General features: G+C 38.0%; 24 protein-coding genes. 14 read left to right on the forward strand and 10 right to left on the reverse strand.

What is annotated here, in order from left to right; all coding sequences use genetic code 11:
- Positions 1-232: 232 nt before the first annotated feature.
- Genes AC0L6O_RS02390 through AC0L6O_RS02400 form a run of 3 tightly spaced genes read left to right on the forward strand, consistent with a single transcriptional unit; the run spans position 233 to position 2188 of the window.
- Positions 233-979 carry a YHYH protein gene (locus AC0L6O_RS02390; protein WP_473306036.1) on the forward strand — a complete coding sequence of 249 codons (747 nt, stop codon included), beginning with the start codon at positions 233-235 and terminating at the stop codon, positions 977-979.
- Positions 980-981: 2 nt separating this feature from the next.
- Positions 982-1545 carry a toxin-antitoxin system YwqK family antitoxin gene (locus tag AC0L6O_RS02395; protein ID WP_473306037.1) on the forward strand — a complete coding sequence of 188 codons (564 nt, stop codon included), beginning with the start codon at positions 982-984 and terminating at the stop codon, positions 1543-1545.
- Positions 1526-2188 (forward strand): SCO family protein, encoded by a 663-nt coding sequence (locus tag AC0L6O_RS02400; RefSeq protein ID WP_473306039.1) that lies wholly within the window; start codon positions 1526-1528, stop codon positions 2186-2188. The genes AC0L6O_RS02395 and AC0L6O_RS02400 overlap by 20 nt, the downstream gene beginning before the upstream one ends.
- Before the next feature lie 89 nt (positions 2189-2277).
- Here AC0L6O_RS02400 and AC0L6O_RS02405 read toward each other — a convergent pair whose 3' ends face one another.
- On the reverse strand, positions 2278-3390 hold the full coding sequence (locus AC0L6O_RS02405; protein WP_473306040.1) for a Gfo/Idh/MocA family protein: 1113 nt from the start codon (positions 3388-3390) through the stop codon (positions 2278-2280).
- 95 nt (positions 3391-3485) lie between these two features.
- Here AC0L6O_RS02405 and AC0L6O_RS02410 point away from each other — a divergent pair, with 95 nt between their 5' ends.
- A complete protein-coding gene (locus AC0L6O_RS02410; RefSeq protein ID WP_473306042.1) occupies positions 3486-4067 on the forward strand; it encodes an LOG family protein in 582 nt (193 codons plus the stop codon).
- Here AC0L6O_RS02410 and AC0L6O_RS02415 read toward each other — a convergent pair.
- The 3 genes from AC0L6O_RS02415 to nadC all read right to left on the reverse strand — a co-directional run bounded on the left by AC0L6O_RS02415 (position 4064) and on the right by nadC (position 5543).
- Complete coding sequence (locus AC0L6O_RS02415; protein WP_473306043.1) at positions 4064-4321, reverse strand: hypothetical protein; 258 nt, start codon at positions 4319-4321, stop codon at positions 4064-4066. The two genes, AC0L6O_RS02410 and AC0L6O_RS02415, sit on opposite strands and share 4 nt — an antisense overlap.
- Positions 4322-4346: 25 nt before the next feature.
- The gene (locus tag AC0L6O_RS02420) at positions 4347-4622 is read right to left on the reverse strand and encodes a hypothetical protein (RefSeq protein ID WP_473306044.1); all 276 of its coding nucleotides are present in this window, start codon (positions 4620-4622) and stop codon (positions 4347-4349) included.
- Positions 4623-4691: 69 nt separating this feature from the next.
- On the reverse strand, positions 4692-5543 hold the full coding sequence (gene nadC / locus AC0L6O_RS02425) for a carboxylating nicotinate-nucleotide diphosphorylase (RefSeq protein WP_473306046.1): 852 nt from the start codon (positions 5541-5543) through the stop codon (positions 4692-4694).
- A 125-nt stretch (positions 5544-5668) separates the two neighbouring features.
- Here nadC and AC0L6O_RS02430 point away from each other — a divergent pair, with 125 nt between their 5' ends.
- The 8 genes from AC0L6O_RS02430 (at position 5669) to trpD (ending at position 12015) form a co-directional block, all read left to right on the forward strand.
- On the forward strand, positions 5669-6127 hold the full coding sequence (locus tag AC0L6O_RS02430) for a nucleoside deaminase (protein ID WP_473306048.1): 459 nt from the start codon (positions 5669-5671) through the stop codon (positions 6125-6127).
- A gap of 61 nt (positions 6128-6188) precedes the next feature.
- A complete protein-coding gene (locus tag AC0L6O_RS02435; protein ID WP_473306049.1) occupies positions 6189-6803 on the forward strand; it encodes a superoxide dismutase in 615 nt (204 codons plus the stop codon).
- Between the two features lie 19 nt (positions 6804-6822).
- Positions 6823-7137, forward strand: a complete 315-nt coding sequence (locus tag AC0L6O_RS02440; protein WP_473306050.1) for a hypothetical protein — start codon at positions 6823-6825, stop codon at positions 7135-7137.
- 226 nt (positions 7138-7363) lie between these two features.
- Positions 7364-8782: an anthranilate synthase component I family protein gene (locus AC0L6O_RS02445; protein ID WP_473306052.1), complete on the forward strand. Its 1419-nt coding sequence runs from the start codon at positions 7364-7366 to the stop codon at positions 8780-8782.
- Positions 8783-8836: 54 nt separating this feature from the next.
- Positions 8837-9292, forward strand: coding sequence for a hypothetical protein (locus AC0L6O_RS02450; protein WP_473306054.1), 456 nt, complete (start codon positions 8837-8839; stop codon positions 9290-9292).
- Positions 9289-9855: an anthranilate synthase component II gene (locus tag AC0L6O_RS02455; RefSeq protein ID WP_473306055.1), complete on the forward strand. Its 567-nt coding sequence runs from the start codon at positions 9289-9291 to the stop codon at positions 9853-9855. The genes AC0L6O_RS02450 and AC0L6O_RS02455 overlap by 4 nt, the downstream gene beginning before the upstream one ends.
- 71 nt (positions 9856-9926) lie before the next feature.
- On the forward strand, positions 9927-11003 hold the full coding sequence (locus AC0L6O_RS02460) for an AbiH family protein (protein WP_473306056.1): 1077 nt from the start codon (positions 9927-9929) through the stop codon (positions 11001-11003).
- Positions 11004-11019: 16 nt separating this feature from the next.
- Positions 11020-12015, forward strand: a complete 996-nt coding sequence (trpD, locus tag AC0L6O_RS02465; protein WP_473306058.1) for an anthranilate phosphoribosyltransferase — start codon at positions 11020-11022, stop codon at positions 12013-12015.
- On the opposite strand, the gene AC0L6O_RS02470 is transcribed toward trpD, so the two are convergent.
- Positions 12012-12605 (reverse strand): DUF6962 family protein, encoded by a 594-nt coding sequence (locus tag AC0L6O_RS02470; protein ID WP_473306060.1) that lies wholly within the window; start codon positions 12603-12605, stop codon positions 12012-12014. The two genes, trpD and AC0L6O_RS02470, sit on opposite strands and share 4 nt — an antisense overlap.
- A 31-nt stretch (positions 12606-12636) precedes the next feature.
- Positions 12637-13656 (reverse strand): UDP-N-acetylmuramate dehydrogenase, encoded by a 1020-nt coding sequence (gene murB, locus AC0L6O_RS02475; protein WP_473306062.1) that lies wholly within the window; start codon positions 13654-13656, stop codon positions 12637-12639.
- Between the two features lie 49 nt (positions 13657-13705).
- On the opposite strand from murB, the gene AC0L6O_RS02480 reads away from it, so the two are divergent.
- Entirely contained in the window at positions 13706-14647 is a 942-nt protein-coding gene (locus AC0L6O_RS02480; RefSeq protein WP_473306063.1) for a D-2-hydroxyacid dehydrogenase, read from the forward strand.
- A 92-nt stretch (positions 14648-14739) separates the two neighbouring features.
- Here AC0L6O_RS02480 and corA read toward each other — a convergent pair whose 3' ends face one another.
- The 4 genes from corA to AC0L6O_RS02500 all read right to left on the reverse strand — a co-directional run bounded on the left by corA (position 14740) and on the right by AC0L6O_RS02500 (position 19952).
- Positions 14740-15786, reverse strand: coding sequence for a magnesium/cobalt transporter CorA (gene corA / locus AC0L6O_RS02485; RefSeq protein WP_473306064.1), 1047 nt, complete (start codon positions 15784-15786; stop codon positions 14740-14742).
- Positions 15787-15892: 106 nt separating this feature from the next.
- Complete coding sequence (locus AC0L6O_RS02490; RefSeq protein WP_473306066.1) at positions 15893-16384, reverse strand: DUF2911 domain-containing protein; 492 nt, start codon at positions 16382-16384, stop codon at positions 15893-15895.
- A 149-nt stretch (positions 16385-16533) separates the two neighbouring features.
- Positions 16534-17268 (reverse strand): ABC transporter ATP-binding protein, encoded by a 735-nt coding sequence (locus tag AC0L6O_RS02495; RefSeq protein WP_473306068.1) that lies wholly within the window; start codon positions 17266-17268, stop codon positions 16534-16536.
- Between the two features lie 131 nt (positions 17269-17399).
- Complete coding sequence (locus tag AC0L6O_RS02500) at positions 17400-19952, reverse strand: hypothetical protein (RefSeq protein ID WP_473306069.1); 2553 nt, start codon at positions 19950-19952, stop codon at positions 17400-17402.
- A 106-nt stretch (positions 19953-20058) separates the two neighbouring features.
- On the opposite strand from AC0L6O_RS02500, the gene AC0L6O_RS02505 reads away from it, so the two are divergent.
- Positions 20059-20718, forward strand: a complete 660-nt coding sequence (locus tag AC0L6O_RS02505; protein WP_473306071.1) for a phosphatidylserine decarboxylase family protein — start codon at positions 20059-20061, stop codon at positions 20716-20718.
- The last annotated feature ends 36 nt before the right edge of the window (positions 20719-20754 follow it).

Here is a 20754-nt window from a genome sequence, read left to right on the forward strand (position 1 = left end):
AGGTCTCCTTATTGATTTTAATAAAACAGGGCCTTGATTTCGTGAAACAGCTTTATTTAAATCATACTCTTTCATAAAATATATTTAAAAATATTTTTCATGTATTAGTCTTGTAGTGAATTGTTTGTGATGATTTGTGCCTTTCTTTTGGTTTTATTTTAGAATCGGCCGCAAGTTTTTTTCTGGAAAAGACTCTAACTAAGAAGAGAATAAAAAATCAATAAAGAAGAGAATGAGAAATTTAGTAATAACCACTGCTGTTGCCCTTACGGGTTTGTTTACTTTTTCGGGCTGTGATGACAATAGTGAAGATCCAGTAGCCGATGTCACAAGTAACTTAAGTGCTGCCTTTGCCGAATTCGATGAAGACAATACGGACATTTATTTAGATGGTTCTAATGTGGTTATTGAAACTAATGGCTTGCCAAATCATACCACACCTTACTGGGGTGAAGGAAATGCTTTATACGTAGAACCTCAAGAGGGTTTTGTGTCTACGCCAAGTTTATTGACAGGATATGATGGTTATGCTACTTTAACTGTTTCTGCTAACCCAACTAAAGCGTCTCAAACTACAGCAACGAGTTTAGGTGCTATTGGAATTGCGGTAAGTGGTGCAGCTATTTTTAATGATCAAGAAGGAAACGGTGCTTTAAGTCAGGCTGCTGTAAGTTTAGATTATTCAGGAGCTCATATTGGACCAGCAGAATATCACTACCATACAGAGCCAGAAGCTTGGACAAAAGATGATGAAAAACTTGTTGGAATTATTGCAGACGGTTTCTTTATATACGGAAGGAAATGTAACTCTACAGGCACTTATCCTACAGACTTAGACGAATCTGGTGGTCATACTAGCACTACACAGCACTCTACAGAAGCTGTTTATCACTACCATATAGAAAACGAACTTTACATTAATAAGTACTACATCATTTTCCCTGGAGCTTACCAAGGTACACCTAGTTCAATAAGATAATTATGTTTTCAATATTTTCATTGTGGGTACTTTTTGGATGCCAAAGTTTATCTTCTAGCATTTCAATTCCGAACATTGAAATTGAAGAAGACAAGCTGGTACTGAATGCCAATACCGGTCAATGGTTTTTAGACAGCAAAGCCTTCAGTGGCTTTGCTGTTAAATACTTTCCAGATGGTAAGGTAAGAGAGCGAAAATCATTTTATGAAGGAAAAAAAGAAGGCTTGGCACAAAAGTGGGATGGGGCAGGTACACTTAGGTATGAAGCTAAATTTAGCTCAAATAAAAGAGAAGGTGCGTCCAGAGCATGGTCTGCTGATGGCGTTTTAGTTTCTGAGTCTAACTTTGTGGATGGTGTGGTACACGGTGTTCAAAGGAAATGGTACCCAAGTGGTAAGATTTTCAAAAAGATGAACATTGTCAATGGAAAAGAGGAAGGTATTCAGCAAACTTGGTGGGAAAACGGGAAACTTTATGTGAATTATGAAGCTAAAAATGGAAGAATTTTTGGATTGAAACGTTCTGCTTTATGTTATGAATTACAAAATGAAATTGTTCAGAAATAATTATTCCTTTTTTGCGGTTTTGGCTTTGCTGTTTTTAAACGCATGTCAAAGTGAAAGTGAAAGCCGCGTAGAAGAACTTCCGTTTTTTGACGAAGCATCTTTTACGCCACAATGGTTAAGTTCCGATAGTGATTCACTGATTAACTTTCACACCATCCCAGGTTTTTCGCTAGTAAATCAAGAGGGAGACACTATTACAGAACAGTCTTTAGATGGGAAAATTTATGTGGCAAATTTTTTCTTTACCTCTTGCCCAGGTATTTGTCCTCAAATGAGCGACAACATGGGTATGCTCCAAGAAGCCTTTATGGATGATGATGAGGTCATGCTTGTTTCTCATTCTGTCACACCAGATAGAGATACTGTAGAGAAGTTGGCAGGTTATGCCAATAAGAGAGGGATAAAAAGTAAAAAATGGAACCTGCTAACAGGTGACAGGAAGCAGATTTATGCCCTAGGAAGAAACGCTTATTTCATTGAAGAAAATATGGGAATTGAGAAAACGGTTGACGATTTTCTACACACCGAAAACTTTGTCCTGATTGATAAAAACAAGCACATTAGAGGCATTTATAATGGCTTAAATAAGACTTCGGTAAATCAATTGATTGCAGATATTAAAACACTTAAAGCAGAGGTTTAAAAATTATCCTTATCTCTAAATTTTATTGCTATTATTAAGAATACGGTAAAGGCCAAATTGACCTTTACCGTATTTTTTTGAAAGGAATTTTAAAGCATAATCTTTTTTCCGCCAGTTCGGGCAGACTCATAAATGGCTGTAATGATTTTCATGTCTTTTAAACCTTCTACACCTGAACAGTGGTCTGGCATAGGGTCAGGGCTTAAAAACAGAGCACCCATTCCGTTCATTTGATAAGTTTGGTGGTACACCACTTCCATGTCCATTTTACCTTTTGAGGTATTTCCTACAATAGGGCCATAACTAAAAGCAGGTCCCATCTCTACCCAACCCTTATCTCCATAGGCCTGAAATTTCTCTACGTTAGTATTATAACTTGTGAAGCCAGTGAAGACAGTGTCGTCAGGAAATTCCATATGCCATGACACAGATTCTTCAACCTCGCTAAATCGAGTTTTATCGGTTACCGGGCCGAAGTGAGCTACCACAGAGCGAGGCTCCATTCCTTTAGTGTATCTAGCGGCATTAATGCTGTAAATTCCTACATCCATAAGAGGGCCACCACCACCGAGTTCCTTATTTAAACGCCACATTTTTGGGTTGCCAGCAGTCCAGCCAAACATGCTTTGTATATAGTTTATTTTGCCAAAAGTATTCTCTCGGCCATATCGCATAAGCTCTAGGTTAAAAGGCTCAAAATGACATCTATATCCTACGGCTAATTTTACGTTGTTCTTTTTACAAGCCTCCATCATATCTTCACACTCTTTAACGCTATTTGCCATAGGCTTTTCAGTGATTACATGTTTGCCAGCATTAGCGGCTTTAATGGAGTATTCGGCATGCATGCCATTCGGAAGACAAACATAAACCACGTCTATATCAGGGCAATTTGCCAGATTAGCGTAGTTGTCATAGTTCAAAATGTTTTCATCCTTTAAATTATATTTTTCTTTCAGGGCAGGAATTTTTGAAGGAGTTCCTGTTACAATGCCTTTTAATTCCCAATAGGGAGATTCATCAATACCTGGAAGGATTTTTTCTACAGCATAATATCCCAATCCTACTAAAGCTATACCTAGCTTTTTACCGTCATAAGTTTCTTTAGGCTGTGCTGGTCTTTTGTTTGATAAGAAGGGAAGGGCTATTGCACTACCACCCATTTTTTTTATAAACGACCGTCTGTTTTCTTCAATACTCATTTCGAAGGGTTTGTTTTGGTTCAATTCTGTTCCAAATTAGTAAAAATAATCTCCTATTTTTGGGCAACTGAGGATTAATTAAAAGAAAACGCTTGATGAAATCTGTCTTAGTCTATTGTGGTGCAAACCCAGGAACAAATCCCATTTATAAAGAAACTGCTATTGCTTTAGGAAAGGAGTTGGTCAAAAGAGGTATTCGCCTTATTTATGGTGGAGGTAGTTTGGGTTTGATGGGAGCAATAGCCGACACCGTTATGGAAAATGGCGGTGAGGTAATTGGGATAATTCCTTCATTTCTTGATAAGCTAGAGGTAGGCCATCCTGATTTGACAGAAATTCATGTGGTAGAAACCATGCATGAGCGTAAGGCTTTGATGGAAAAAATATGTGATGGCATTATTACACTTCCCGGAGGCTTTGGTAGTATGGATGAGCTTTTTGAAATACTTTCTTGGGCTCAGTTAGGTTTGCACAAAAAGCCTGTTGGCCTTTTAAATGTCAATGGCTTTTATGAGCCTTTAATAGCCCAGTTAGACTTAATGGTGAGGGAAGGATTCTTAAAACAAACGAACCGAGATATTGTTCAAATCTCAGGTTCGATTGAAGGGGTTTTTGAATTAATGTATGCTTATACTCCCGATTTAAGTCCAAAATGGCTAGATCGGGAGAATATTTAAAATTGAGAACAGTCTAAATCTTCATAGGTAGAAGCGTCAACACCTAAACCTATGGTGCAGCCTTTTACAGCAGCCTCTAAGGTTGATTTTACTGTTTCACAATTTGCTTGAGTTTGTGCACTCACAAAAACGGATATGGCGTTACTATAATCCTCTGCTTTTTTATCACAATTGTTAGCAGGGTTTAAAACGGAAGCTTTTTTACAGCCCAAAGAAAGGCAGGCTAATAAGCCTAAAAGTAAAACTGGTTTCATGACAAATAAAGTTTAGTCTGATAAGTTAGTTGTAATCATTACAGTCAAAATCATTCTGAAACTCTTCATACGCCTCTCTGTCGGTTACGGCCAGTGCGGTACAGCTTTTGTATAGTTTGTCTATAGAGCTTTTTACCGCTTCGCAGTTTCCTTTTGTTTGGTTATTAATAAATGTGCTAATGTCTTCAGAATACCTTACAGTATCGGCAGCACATGACAATGGACCTCCTTTTTTCTTGCAACTTGATAAAGCAAGCGTTAAGGTACCTATTAGAAGAAGCGAGAGTAGTTTGGTTTTCATTTAGTTGAATTGATTTGAAGTCAAATTTATCCTAAAACGAATCCCATCTCCAAATAAAACCTGAGTGTTTTATTTTATGGCTTTTAGGCTTAAGTCCAAACTTTTAATACTGTGTGTCAAGTATCCCATAGAGGCGTAGTCTATGCCACATTCGGCATATCCTCTTATTGTCTCAGGAGTAATTCCTCCAGAAGATTCTACAGGAAAACGTCCGTCAATAATCTTTAGAGCTTCTCTTGTTTGTTCGTAATTAAAGTTGTCTAGCATGATTCTCACCACGCCACCTATTTCTAAAACTTCTTTTAACTCGTCAAAGTCTCTTACCTCTACCTCTATTGGTAAGTTTCTTCCAGTATCTTTTAAGTATTTCTGAGCAGAAAGCATGGCGTTTTTGATGCCACCGGCGTAGTCCACGTGATTGTCTTTGATGAGAATCATGTCATAAAGCCCCGTTCTGTGGTTTACACCACCACCTATTTTAACCGCCCATTTTTCTGGCAATCGGAAGTTAGGAGTCGTTTTTCTGGTGTCAAGTACTTTGCACTTGGTGCCTTCTAGTTTTTTGACAATGGCTCTGGTAGTAGTGGCTATTCCGCTCATGCGTTGCATGCAATTAAGCACTAATCTTTCGGCAGTTAAGATAGATTGGTCTTTGCCTGTGACATAAAAAGCAATGTCGCCGTATTTGATATCATCACCATCATTCAGTAAAACTTCTATTTCTAGCTCAGGGTCTACCTCCTTAAAAATAGCTTTGGCTAATTCTATTCCTGCTAAAACGCCATCGTCTTTAACAAGGAGTTTTGCTTTTCCTTGGGCATCGGCTGGCACGGTAGATAGAGAGGTGTGGTCGCCATCACCTATATCTTCTTTTAAGGCTGCTTGAATAAATGTTTTTACTTCTTCTGGTTTGATTTCCATTGTGTATTTTTTATTGCTTCGCAAATTGACAAAAAAAAAGGCAAAGAACCATTTCTGTCAATTATAGATTTGCGAAAAAAAGGCAAAGGCTTTGTCTCTTAAACGACTTGAAATACTTTTGAGCCATGAAACAATCCTATCCTCTTTTTTCGCACGAGTATTTTATGTCAAAAGCGATGGACTTAGCCCATCAGGCTTTTGAAGAAGGCGAGGTTCCTGTAGGGGCCATTGTGGTTACGGAGCAAAATCAAATTATAGGTAAAGGATATAATCAAACCGAACGCCTAAAAGATGTAACAGCTCATGCGGAGGTGCTGGCCATAACAGCGGCGGCAAATAATTTGGACGCCAAGTATTTAAGAGAATGCAGGCTTTATGTAACATTGGAGCCTTGTGTGATGTGTGCAGGGGCATTGGCTTGGAGTCAGGTAGACCACATTATTTTTGGGGCTAATGACGTGAAAAGAGGCTATAGTAAGTACTCCAAGGATATTATTAATGCAAAAAAAGAGATTACTTCTGGCATATTAGCTACGGAGTCAGAACAGCTGATAAAGCAATTTTTTGAACAATTGCGAACATAATGGCAAGTGAATCCGTTACCCTATTAGAACAGTAAATTAGAAAACTTAAAACAATATTATTATGGCTTTTGAACTTCCAGCATTACCATTTGCAAACGATGCATTAGAACCTCATTTTGATGCAATGACTATGGAGATACACCACGACCGTCATCATAACGGATATGTGAACAATCTTAATAACGCCATTGCAGGTACAGATTTAGAAGGAAAGACTATCGAGGAAATTTTAGCTGTAGCTGGTACTAGCGGTGCTGCGGTAAGAAATAACGGTGGAGGTCATTATAACCACTCTCTTTTCTGGTCAATCTTAGCTCCTCAGGGAGTTGGTGGAAACCTTTCTGGACCATTAAAGGCGGCTATCATTGAAACATTTGGTTCTGTTGACGAATTCAAAGCTAAATTTAAAGCAGCTGCTGGAACACGTTTTGGTTCTGGATGGGCTTGGTTAGGCGTTAAAGCTGACGGGTCTCTTTGTGTATGTTCTTCTCCAAACCAAGATAATCCTTTAATGGATATAGCTGAGTGCCCATGTACTCCTATTTTAGGTCTTGATGTTTGGGAGCACGCATACTATTTAAAGTATCAAAACAAGCGTCCTGATTACATTGACGCTTTCTGGTCAGTAGTAAATTGGAACGCTGTAGAAGAGCGTTACGCTGCTGCAAAAGGATAAGAAATTATCTTAGAGATATATGAAAAGCTCGGCCTTAGGTCGGGCTTTTTTGTTGAAAAATGGTCAAAATTTTACTAGTTTTATTTTCATGGACATAGATTTGATAGACGTATTACGCTCTAAATTGAAAGAACTTCCTACCTTAGACAAAACGGGCAAGCGAGAGGAGATTGAACAATTTTTGAATGGCTTTAAAGAATTAACGAGAAAAGAAGCTTTCAATCTTTTAGACGAAGAAGAAAAGCTTGATTATAGTCTTTTGCTTAGTATGAGAGAAGTGGATAGAACTGACTTTGTTTCGAGGGAGGAGGTTTTCAAAGTACTTAATGCTTAATTCCATTTTTTTTGAATCTATAATTGCATTTTCAATTTTCCTTTCTAGTTTTACGGCATGAACAATCAAAGCAGAACAAATTCTTGGTGGTGGCTTTCTTCTCGAAGGAGTTGAACAGAGTTTGCTATGCTTAAAAATATATACGCGGCTTTCTGTTTGACAGAAGGCCGCTTTTTTTGTGTCAAAGCGTAGCCATTGACCAATTTAAAACATTAGAAAAATTAAGATGAGTAAGATATTTAATATTACCACCCGTTCTAAAAAACAACTGGCAGATACATTGACCCCAGTTGGTATTTTTATGCGTCTTCGTGACCAGTACAAGTACTCCGTCATGCTAGAAAGTGCAGATTACCATGCCATGCAAAACAGTTTCAGCTACATTGGCTGCGACCCTGTGGCGAGTATCGTGATAGATAACGACGAGGTGAAGCAGGTTTTTCCTGACGGAAGCAAAGAAGACTTTAAACTAGAAAACAGAAAAGACGCGGTAGGCGTTTTGAAGAGCTTCGCGGCTAGATTTGAAGCTCCAGAGAGCAAGAGCGGTTCCATAAGCAATGGTCTTTTTGGACATATGGCGTATGATGCGGTGCAGTATTTTGAAGACATTGATATTCAAGAAAAAAATGAAGAGAATAAGGTTCCTTCTTTGATTTACAGGGTTTACAGGTATGTGATAGCCATAAACCATTTTAAAAATGAGTTGAATATTTTTGAACATACCTATGGTGGGGAAAAGAATCCTGTTCAGAATGGTTTAGAGACCATTGAGCTTTTTGTGAATAACCCAAAGTCGAGCAGTAGCAAGTTTAAAATCACGAGTGAAGAAGAAAGCAACGTGACTGACGAGCAAATGAAAGCTACCATCAACACCTGTATCAAACATTGTTTACGAGGTGATGTTTTTCAAATAGTACCATCGAGAAGGTATTCGAAGCAGTTTGAGGGAGACGATTTCAATGTTTACAGAGCATTGCGTAGCATCAATCCTTCTCCTTATTTATTTTATTTTGATGGAGGAGATTACAGCATTTTTGGTTCATCGCCAGAGAAGCAAATTCATATTGACGGCGAGCAGGCAGAGATTCATCCAATAGCGGGTACTTTTAAAAGAACGGGTGACGATGTAAAGGACGCTGAATTGGCGAAGCAACTAGACGCCGACCCTAAAGAGTCTGCAGAGCATGTGATGCTGGTAGATTTGGCTAGAAATGATTTGAGCCGTAGCTCAGAACAGGTAAAAGTGGAGGTTTTTAAAGAGGTTCAATTTTACTCTCATGTACTTCACCTAGTTTCAAAAGTGACAGGGAAGATGATGAAAGGAACCAATCCGCTTCAGTTAGTGGCAGACACTTTTCCGGCAGGAACGCTTTCGGGTTCACCAAAACATATGGCCATGACTATTATCAACAAACTGGAAAATACCAATAGAGGTATCTACGGTGGAGCCATTGGTTTTATGGATTTCAAAGGTAATTTTAACCACGCTATTGCCATTCGTACATTTTTGAGCAAGGGCAACAGACTTTTTTATCAAGCAGGAATGGGCGTGGTAGCAAAATCTGATGTGGCTCTGGAAATGGCAGAAGTTGGAAATAAGTTAGGAGCATTAAGAGATGCCATGGAAATGGCGGAGGGGATATAGTTCTCGACTACGCTCCTTAGATTTGACAGTGGTTTGACTTAGTTATAAGGCGATATGAATACATTACTGAAAAAACTAAATTTTAAGACGCAAGAGTCAATTTTGATAATGAATGCTCCGGATGAATTTCAGGAGATGATGAAGACTTTTGGTCAATTTCTAGGCGTGAAAACGGAATTAGATGCGTCGGAGATTCCATTTAGTTTGATATTTTGTACCAAGCTAGCAGAGATTGAAAAATTAGGTCCAAAAGTGGCCGAGAAATTAGCTGAAGATGCTTTGTTCTGGTTTGCGTATCCTAAGAAAAGCTCTAAGAAATACAGCTGCGAGTTTAACAGAGATAATGGCTGGCAAGCTTTAGGCGATTTAGGTTTTGAACCTGTAAGAATGGTAGCGATAGACGAAGATTGGTCGGCACTGAGATTTAGGAAGGCCAAACATATAAAGACAATAACAAGAAACCCCAACTGGATTATGTCTGAAGAGGGTAAAAAGAAAGCAAAGAAATGAAAATATTAGTACTAGATAATTATGATTCTTTTGTGTACAATTTGGTATACATTTTAAAAGAATTAGGTGGCGATGTAGATGTGTTTCGTAATGACAAAATATCTGTAGAAGATGTTAAGAAATACGATAAAATCATGCTTTCTCCAGGCCCAGGAATTCCTGAAGAAGCAGGTATCATGATGGATTTATTGGCAGAATATAAAACCACAAAAAGCATTTTTGGTGTTTGTTTAGGACATCAAGCCATCGGTGAAACTTTTGGTAGCAAGTTAGAAAACATGGGTGAGGTGCTTCACGGTGTTACTACGCCATGTGAGGTGATAGATGAAAACGAATTGCTTTTCAAAGGCATTCCAAGTCGCTTTGATGTTTGTAGATATCACAGCTGGACAGTATTGCCAGATTCTATGCCATCAGACTTGAAAATAACTGCGAAAGATGATAATGGCTACGTAATGGCAGAAGCACATCAGAAATATGACGTGCGTGGCGTGCAGTTTCACCCAGAAGCTTATTTGACACAGCATGGTGTTAAGATGGTGGAGAATTGGATGAAGGGGTAGCATTTTGTTAGGTGCCAGGTGCCGGATGTCTACTATTTGGGAACCATGATATAATTTTGAAATAAGGCTTTATGAAAACTAAATTCACATCAAATAATAAACTTATAATTATTGGTAATGGCTTTGATTTGGCTCATGGACTTAAAACTAGCTATTCACACTTCTTGAATGGATATTTTTTTTCTTGCATTCAATCATTTCGAAAAAATGCTCTAGAAAAGTATGAAGGTTATTCAGATGACCTTATTCAGATTTCTAGTCCTGAAATTTCTATAAATGATTTTTCAAGTATTGATGATGTGAAAAAGAGGTTTTTAAATAATGCTCAAGGTAGGTATCTAATTAGGAATGCTTTGTTCAGGGAATTAATAGAAAATGTTAATGACAATTGGGTAGATATTGAGGCCTTCTATTATGAAAAAGTGAAGCAGGTTTTTGATATAACTAAATCGGAATTTAGGGAACCTAAGGATGAACAGCAAGAGTGGAGAAATAGACATAAAAGGAGAATAGTCGAACTTAATCTTGAACTCAACCAAATAAAGAAAGTCTTTCTGGAATATTTAAAACAACAAAACCTAAATATTAGAACAATTCCAGAAATCCGAAGCTTTTTAGAGGAATATGCTGAATCTAGTGAAGAAAAAGGACGAGTTTACTTTTTGAATTTTAATTACACGAATACGATTGAAAAATATTTTAATAGTCTAAAAAGTGTTGAGGTAAATTTTATTCATGGAGATTTATTAAAAAAGGATAGCCATATTATTTTTGGTTATGGGGATGAAGACGATGAATATTATAAAAGTATTGAAGACTTACAGATAGATGAGTACTTTGATAATTTTAAATCTTTCGGGTATTCAAGAGCAAGGAATTATCAGGAATTGTTAAACGAAATGAAGGATGCCAAATTTGATGTTTTTATATTAGGGCATTCTTGCGGCTTTTCTGATAAGGTACTTTTGAAAACAATATTTGAACATGATAATTGTGAAAAAATTCATATTCATTATCACAAATGGGGAAGTTCAATAAGTGAGAATGACCACCTAAAAAAAACGATGCAAATCTCAAGATTGTTTAGTGATAAAGGACAGTTTCGAGAAAGAGTAGTAAACTTTGAGGAGAGTAAACCTCTCTGTTAAGAATTAATTAGATTTTATGAAAACCTACCTAAACCAATTAATCCAAGATCAATCACTTTCAAAAGAAGAAGCTTTTCAGGGGCTGTCTAAAATAGCTGCGGGCGAGGTGAATCCTTCGCAAACTGCTGCTTTTTTAATGGGAATTCAGCAGAAAGGCATTACGCCAGAAGAGTTGACAGGCTTTAGAGATGCCATGTTGGCGGTTGCCAATAAAATAGATTTGACCGACTTTGACGCCATGGATGTTTGCGGCACAGGGGGAGATGGTAAAGACACTTTTAATATTTCTACCACATCTGCTTTTGTGATTGCGGGAGCAGGACAAAAAGTAGCCAAGCACGGAAACCATGGGGTAAGTAGTGCGGTAGGTAGCAGCACGGTTTTAGAGCATTTAGGCATTAAATTTACCAACGACTCAGATTATCTGAAAGAGAAATTAGAAACGGCTGGGATGTGCTATTTGCATGCTCCGCTTTTTCATCCTGCCATGCGTCATGTAGGGCCTATTAGGAAAGAATTAGGCATGAAAACCTTTTTCAATATGTTAGGGCCATTGCTTAATCCGGGCGAAGTGAAAAAACAATTGACAGGCGTTTACGATCTCTGCGTTTTTGAATTATACGAACAAGTTTTCCGTCAGACCGATAAGCAATTCGGTATCATTTTCGATTTGGCAGTTTATGACGAAATTTCTTTGACAGGAGACTTTATGTTTTCTTCTCATTATCCATCTGCGGATGAGGGAGAGCTTTTTAGTCCTTCGGCTTTTGGTTTGAAAAACTTCAAGGCAGAACAGCTTTATGGTGGTGGAGGTTTAGAAGATTCTGCTAAAATGTTGGTAGATATTCTTGAAAATAAAGGCACGGAGGCTCAAACTTCTGTGGTGCTGGCAAACGCCGCAATAGGTCTAGGCGTAGCTAAAAACATCACCCTAGAGCAAGGAATGGTACTGGCCAAGGAGTCTTTGGAGAGCGGAAGAGCTAGAGAAGTTTTGAAGAAAATGGTTTCTTAATCCGTTCTTCTAGAAGCCGCTAGTCCAAAACATAGAACGCTACAAGCAAGCAAGTAGTGGTATACGTCAATAGAATCGCTCGGGTCTGAAACAAACTTCCCTCTAAAGGTAGCTAAAGCGGCAAAAAGCACGCCTAGAATTAACCACATGCCTAAAGTTTTCCTTCCTTTCATTAAAGCGGCTACACCTGCGGCGGCTACTAAAACCATAGCTATAACTGGAATTATAGACACTACCAGCGGAATACCGATGGCTTGATGTACCGCAAAAATGGCAAAACCAATGGCTAAGACTATGGAGCCAATTTTGGCGTCCAAGGTGTCGTCTTCCCAGATTTTAAACCAAGAAGCAACCACTAAAGCCAAAGCACCTACGGTCACAGATAAATTCTGAAAGAAAATGGAGATAAGTCCCGCTTTTTCTATTCCTGCAAACTTAGCTGCACCCGCAAAGGCCGCTACAGATACAGAAAGAATAAAGGCCTCCCAGAGCAAAGTTTCAAACAAGTCTAACTTCCTAAGATATCTGAAGAAGACAAATATGCCAACTAGCCCTAAAACTACGTCAGAAATTATATGTGATATTTCCATTATTTACTTTATCAGGTTTACTAAAACCAAATTAGATAATATTTACCTCGGCATGAAGATTAATGCCATATTTTTCAAGAATAGAAGCTTGAATATTTTTTGAGAGTGCCTGAATATCAGCTCCTTTTCCGTTGCCATAATTTACCAATACCAAAGCCTGATTTTTATGAACGCCTATCTCGCCTAAAGTTTTTCCTTTCCAGCCAGCCTGTTCTATTAACCAGCCTGCAGGTACTTTTACAGAGGTCTCGTCCACAGGGTAAGAGGGAATTTGCGGGTATTTAGCTTTTAAGTTTTCAAATTCACTTATCGAGATAATTGGATTCTTGAAAAAACTACCAGAGTTTCCTATTTCGGCTGGGTCAGGAAGTTTTGATTGCCTAATTTTTATAACAGCTTTGCTAACGTCGTTGATGCTCGGTTCTGTTACCTCTAATTCTTTTAAAGTGTCTTTTATCGCACCATATTCTAGGTGCAATTTTGGATTCTTTTGAAGCTTAAAAGTGACGTGAGTGATAAAATATTGGTCTTTATTAATGTTTTTAAACACACTTTCACGGTACCCAAAAGCACAAGCTTCTTTATCAAACTTCTTTATTTCTTGGGTTTTTCTATCAATGGCCTCTAAATCCACAAAAACATCTTTGATTTCTACGCCATACGCTCCAATGTTTTGCATAGGAGCAGCACCAACTGTCCCTGGGATTAATGACAGATTTTCTATGCCACCATAATTTTTATCAACACAGTAAAGCACAAAGGCATGCCAAACCTCACCCGAACCCACTCTAATGGTTACTTCATTCTCGGTTTCTTCTATTAACTCAATGCCTTTGATGTTGTTTTTGATAACCAAGCCATCAAAATCTTGTGTCAATAAAACATTACTACCACCACCTAAAATCAGAATCTCATTTTCTTTAAACTCATCTGTATTAAGTAGATAGAGCAACTCGTTTGTGGAATTTATTTCTACAAATAGCTTAGCAGACGCTTCTATTCCAAAGGTGTTGTAAGCTTTTAAAGAGGTATTTTTAAGTATATTTGGCATTGAGCATTGTAGTATTTCGATGCAATTTACCCAAGACTAATCATAAAGCATGAATATCGTTTTTTTAGATGCATTTACTAGCACGCCAGCAGAGCTTGATTTATCAGAATTAGAGGAAATTGGTACGCTCAAAATGTATGACAGAACACCCTATGACCAAATAGTGGAAAGGGCAAAAGACGCCGATATCGTTTTGACAAATAAAGCTGTCTTGGACGAAAAGATAATTAGTCAACTATCTAAATTGAAGTATATTGGTGTTACAGCTACGGGGTATAATGTGGTAGATTTAGATGCTGCCGCAAAAAGAGGAATACCGGTTACTAATGCTAAAAACTACAGCTCTATGTCTGTGGCTCAGCATGTTTTTGCTATGCTTTTAAGCTTTACCAACAGAATAGCCGAGCACAATAATCCAGACAAATGGGTGGCTTCGCCAGACTTCTGTTATTATGATTTTACATTGACCGAATTAGCAGGAAAGACTTTAGGCTTGGTTGGAATTGGAGATATTGGAGAAAAGGTTGCCAAGGTCGCAGAAGCTTTTGAAATGAATGTTTTGGTCAATCGTAAATCAAATAAAGCTCACGCTAAATATAAAACAGTAGACTTAGATGAATTATTGAGTCAATCTGATTTTGTGAGTCTTCACTGCCCATTGACAGAAGAAAATGCGGGTTTTATTAATAAGGAAAATTTGGCAAAAATGAAGAAAACGGCCATTCTGGTTAATACGGGTAGAGGTCCTTTGGTCAATGATGATGACTTAAGAAAGGCTTTAGATGAAGGTGTAATAGCAGGTGCTGCCATTGACGTAGTTTCTCAAGAGCCACCAACAGCAGGCAATCCACTTTTTGGTGCAAAGAATCTAATTGTAAGTCCGCACGTAGCATGGGCTACCTTAGAAGCCAGAAAGAAACTATTTAAAATAGTGACAGACAATATTAAGGCCTGGCAAGCAGGGGAGGCTGTTAATGTGGTTAATGCTTGATGATTTTCTTATGTAAAGAAAATGAGTTTTTCTTTACACATCGACTCCCTCATGTAAAGAAAATCGAAAAAGCTTTACATAAGGATTTCTTTCTACAACCATTTCTTCCGTCTAAAATATAGCAGCATTCCGCCAGAAAGTACAGCCATTACGCCTAGTAAAATGAAATAGCCGTTTCTGTGCTGCAGCTCTGGCATGTTCTGGAAATTCATGCCGTAAATGCCAGCCAAGAAAGTAATAGGGACAAAAATGGCGGTGATGATGGTAAGAAACTGCATGACCTTATTCATTTTCATGCTCATTTCTGAGATGTGAATTTCTTGCAATCCTGAAAGAATATCTCGCAAGGTATCAAGACTGTCTACTACGGAAATAGTGTGGTCGTAAACATCTCGTACATATATTTTCGTTTTCTCTTCAATATCATCTGAGTCCGATTTTGAAAACATATTTAGTGCTTCTCTTAGCGGAGCTATTACCTTTCTAACCTTCAGTAAATCCTTTTTTAAGGGAAAAATTTGTGCCCTTTCAAAAGTGTCGACATCTGTCATTAACGACTCTTCCAGTTTCTCAGTTTTGATTTCTATATCATCCAAAACGCTGAAATAGTTGTCCACTATAAAGTCGATGATGGCATAAGTTAGATAATCGGCTTTTTTGGCTCTAATTCGTCCTTGCGATTTTTCGATTCTAGTTCTAAGAGGTTTGAAAATGTCATCTTCATGTTCCTGAAAGGTCAACACAAAACCTTGGTCAAAATATATAGAAACGTTTTGAATATGAATCTCACCTTCTACGTATTGCAGGTATTTTAAGGAGATAAAATGCCCATTGACAAATTCCGCATATTCCGGTCTTTTATATACATCCGCTACGTCTTCTAGAGCCAGAGAGTGCATTTCAAAAACATCGCCTATTCGCTGAATAAAGGCTTCGTCATGCAAGCCCCTGATGTCATACCATTGGGTGAAATTGTCTTTAGCTTTATGAATAAGAGCCTTACGTACTTCCTCAAAAGTCTCTGAGGCAAACGACTCTAAATTATACTCTACGTAGTTCAGCGTTAAGGGCGTACCACCTTTTTTTCCTGTATATTTTATGGTACCCGGAGGAAGTCCGACTTTGGTTTTATGCTTCATTTTGACACTTTAGTATGTCAAATTTAGTCAAGAATAATTGGAAAGCTAATGCAAAAAAAGACTTCGCCGTTTGACGAAGTCCCTCTTATGAATAAGTACTAAAACTTTATTTGACAGCCACACTTGCTTGTGTATCTGCCCAGGCTATTACTAGATTACCACCTTCTACAGAAATTGTCATCTGCTCCACATTGGCAGAAGTTTTAGAGGTTTTGGCCATTACATGTGGCAAATCCGCATCTTTAATTTTGTCATATTTGTAAGCACCCCATTGCTTTAAAGTAGGGTTTAAGATTACCGTCCAGTCACCATCTTTTTGAGGGATGGTAAATAAGGTATAAGTACCAGCTTTAACCGCTTGGCCACCTATGCTGCCATCTTTTGCAAAAGTAATTTCAGTAGCATTGTTTGCTCCTGTTCTCCATACTTCTTTATAAGGAACTAGGTCACCAAAAATCACACGCCCCTTAACTGATGGTGCACCATAAGTAACAGAGATATTACCTTCTGTAAAGGTTTTTTTAGGGCTTTTTTGTGCAAAAGAATTTGTAGTGCCTACAAAAAGTAGAGCTGCTGCTAAAAACAATAATTTTTTCATTTTAATAAATTTGAATTGTTAAGAATACATCTGTGAATATTGGGCAAAGACAAAAAACTGTTCCTAAGAATATGTTTAGAAGCTTCGCAATGCTTGATTAACGTAGCTTTATCTCTTTAAGATTTTTTGAATGCCATTAAAAGACACTCTTATTCCTTTTCCGCTGCAAGCTTGGCGGCCATTTCTCTAGGGTTTGTTGGGTTCTCGTTTCTGATATCAGACTCTACCAGTCCATCTCTAAGACGAATTATCCTATGAGCATATTGAGCAATATCCTCTTCATGCGTTACCATAATGATGGTATTTCCTTGAGTATGAATTTCCTCAAAAAGCTCCATTATTTCATAAGAAGTCTTGGTGTCCAAGTTTCCAGTAGGTTCATCAGCCAGTAAGATAGATGGGTCATTTACTAAAGCTCTGGCCACGGCCACACGCTGTCTTTGACCACCAGATAGCTCGTTTGGTTTATGGTGAGAGCGGTCACCCAGCCCAACACTTTCTAAAACACCCTGTGCTTTCTCCGTTCGGGCAGACTTGCTATACCCTGCATAAATAAGTGGAAGGGCTACATTTTCTAAAGACGATTGTCGTGGTAAAAGGTTGAACGTTTGAAAAACGAAACCTATTTCTTTGTTTCTGATTTCGGCTAATTCGTTTTCACTCATATCAGAAACATCTTTTCCGTTTAGCGTGTAGTTTCCACCCGTAGGGGAATCTAGACAGCCAATGATATTCATCAAAGTTGACTTTCCTGAGCCAGATGGCCCCATAAAGGCTACGTATTCGCCTTTGTCAATAGAAATAGAGACTGATTTAAGGGCATCTACTATTTCAGCACCCATGATATACCTTTTAGAAATATTGTCTGTTTCGATTATTTTCATGCTTCGCAAAATGATTTTGAACCGATACAAAGGTAAGTTTTCGTGCCGCTTCCTTTTAAGTTTTTATACCAATGTTACTGCGTCGTGATGGAAGGTCAAGAAGCTTGTTTAGGCGGTCTGAGTGCTTATTTCTAAAAAGTATCTCGTTCTAGTTGTAAACGTGTTTTCTCGGCGTTAAATGATTTGGCAAAGGCACTGTAGTCGTCTTTACTCATGAGTCCTCTTAATTTTGAAAGACCATTCTCTGCATAATCAGGCACACCATTTTTTAGAGCAAGAAAAGCGTATTTTTTCCAAAGTTCAATATTAGTATCATTGAATTCGAGGGCGTCAAAAACGAGCGTATAAGCTTCTGAAGTCTTACCGTTTTCGGTCAAATAGCTGGCAATGTCAGAAAGGAGGTACGGATTAAATGGAGCTTGGCGATAAATGGTTTTGTATGTGTCATGATTTAGCTCCAGTTGTAACAACTCTTCTGCTTGCTGAAATTGCTTTAGCTGCAAATGCGTTTTGAAATTATTTTCTTCCAACACTTGAGCGGATGCACGATCTCCAGAAGCTACAAAAAATGCTACCGACCTATCATAAAGCCCTTCTTGGAGGTACCAGTGTCCAAGTTTTCTTCTGTACATAAGAGCTGTTTCTGTGCTATCTTGTGCCAGATAAGTAAGTTGTTTTATGGCCTTTATTTTTTCGCCTTGCTTATATTGCTGAAGAGATTTTAAGTAAATCAAATCTTCTCTAACGCCAATGTTCGCAGGGTTGTTAGCAAACGAATCCCAAACGGTGTCAGGCTTACTTAATTCATTTTCGGGAAGGCTAATCTGATTATATATTTCAGCAAATTCCGTCGTGTTTAGACTAGTTTCTAAAGGGAAACTCTTTAGCTGATTTTGAAAAGACCCTGTCATTCTGCCAATGGCCAATTGATTAGCCAAATTAGAACCATTAGATGGGTCAATAAGCCTTTCACTAACCGAATCTAACTTTGATGGCGTAGCATTTTCAATCCAAAAAGCTTGAAGGTTTACTTTTTCTGTTTCGCACTTTTTACAATCTTGAAGAGCGTTTTCTAAGTATAAATAAACACTGTCTCTAGCGTTTGCCTTTTCTAAAAGATGAGCAGAATTAGTTTTAAGAACTGCACTTTTTGGAAATTTGTCAAGACCCTCTCTTAGTGTGAAAAGAGCATCAAAATAGAGGTCTTCGTTTTCAAGGTTTTGACTTAAACCTACATAGGCAAATTCACTTGGGTTTTTCTGAATGGCCTGTCTGAAAAAATAGGCTGCGGTAACGCCATCTCCTACTTTTTTTGCCATTGACGCCAGTGCGTAATTGGCTTTATGGTTAAAAAAATCATAGTTGACAGATTCCTTATAATACGTTTCGGCCGCAGTATTGTCGCCTTCGGCCAAATAGAAATCGGCAATGGCATTATTTAAACCCGCTCGTAGTTGATTGTAGGCATAAATGTTCTTTTGAATCAAGAAGAAGCCCATGATGAAAATAGCCAATATCTTAGCTAAAATAAGACTGCTGAATTTCGGTTTGTACAGCACCAAATAGGCGTTAAGCCCTTTCTGGAAAACGCCAATAAAATTTAAGATTACATGCCCAAAAAAGACGATGCCTAGCGATAGATGAGCTATGGCGATGTAATCATTTATGAGTTCAATGAGTGGGTCATTTGCGGTAGCGTAAACATAGCCGATGGTTGCCATGGAGATAATAAACATGCCAAAGTATAGCCAAGCACCAGTTCGTTGAAAACTAAAGAAGCCAATATCGTCGCATTGTTTTCTGAATCCCCAAATTCCTAAAATACTAGAGATGGCAAATAGCAATAGCGGGCTAATGACCATCAGGCTGTCGTCAATGAGTTTGATGTTCTCCAGATAAATCAGCAGGCAGTTTAAGAGGTAAATAAGGCCAATGCTGAGGTAGGTTTTAAAGGAGTTTTTACCTTTTTCGGAAGAAATAACAACCGTATAAATAAGCCCAACTACAATTTCATGAGCAATGAAAAATACGAAAATAGCTAGGCATATCAGAGCAAATAAAAGGCTATAACTACTGAGGGAAACTATAGGAAGGTTCACCTTTGAGAAAGAAATTCCTGCCAATAAGAGTCCTATGAAAATAGCAGCAATGCTAAGAAAGCGTAGCCAAAAGCCAGTTCTTTTTAAGAACGAATTAAACATGAAAAGAATTAAGCCGAGAAAGGAGAAGGCTATTAAGAAAGGCGAATTGTTAGTTGCTTGAAAAATGATTTCGGTTCTTGCCAGAATCAAAAAAGCAGCAATGACCACTAGACTTCCTAGAAACCAAAGGTTGTTTTGAAAGGAAAGGGACGTGCTAATTAAACTAAGTCCCAAAATCAATGAAGCTATTAGTACCATGGAGGCACCTGAACTAATGTTTTGAGCCGATGGTAAATACCATTCTTTAAGGTAATAAATGAGCTCATTATTTGTAAACCGCAGCCCTTTTTCTGTAAAAGCTTCAGAGGCAATAAACTTTTTATGTAGCTCCGTGGCTACATCCCAGGCATAAAGGTTGTCAATATCTTTTAGGATCCAGAAGGAGGTTAAGCCAGCTAAAGCAATGATTATTAATAAGAAAATGCCGAGGGCTATTTTTAAGGAGTTTGGCCAAGTACGCCAAAATTGCACGTTTGAAATCATCAAAATCTGATAGTGTTTGCTCTGCAAATAACGCCAAAATATTGTTGGAACGTATAAATCGGAATTGCCCTATTATATTTGTCATATAAAAATTACCAACAAAACGATGACACTTCATAAAGAAGGCAAAGCCACCATACTTATTTCGCTATTCGGCACAGTAGCTATTTATCTTATTATAAGATTTTTACTGCCAGATAATGATTGGCTACAAGTACTTTGGTTGGCCTTTAGTTTGTTCATTATGGTGACGGTTCTTCAGTTTTTTAGAAAGCCAACAAGACATACCGTTTTGAATTCAAATCATATTATTGCTCCAGCAGATGGAAAAGTAGTGGTAATAGAAGAGGTGGTAGAAACAGAATATTTCAAAGGCCCAAGAAGACAAGTTTCTATTTTTATGTCGCCTATTAATGTGCATATAAATTTCTTCCCACTTTCGGGTGTGGTGAGTTATTGTAAATATCACGCAGGTAAGTATTTGGTAGCATGGCACCCAAAGTCAAGTACAGAAAATGAGCGTAGCACGGTAGTGGTAAAACACGAAAATGGCACCGAAGTACTTTTTAGACAAATAGCTGGAGCGATGGCAAGACGTATAGTTACCTATGCCGAAGAAGGTCAAGTAGCCACACAAGGTTCTGAATTTGGCTTCATAAAGTTTGGCTCCAGAGTAGATATCTTCTTACCTCTTGACGCTAGAATCCTTTGCAAAATTGACGATAAGCCTGTGGGTGGAGAGACTGTTATTGCGGAGTTGGGGTAAACGATAGTTTTCTATATTTGTTGCAAATAATCTTTA

The sequence above is a fragment of the Arcticibacterium sp. GJ41-1 genome (assembly GCF_055808875.1).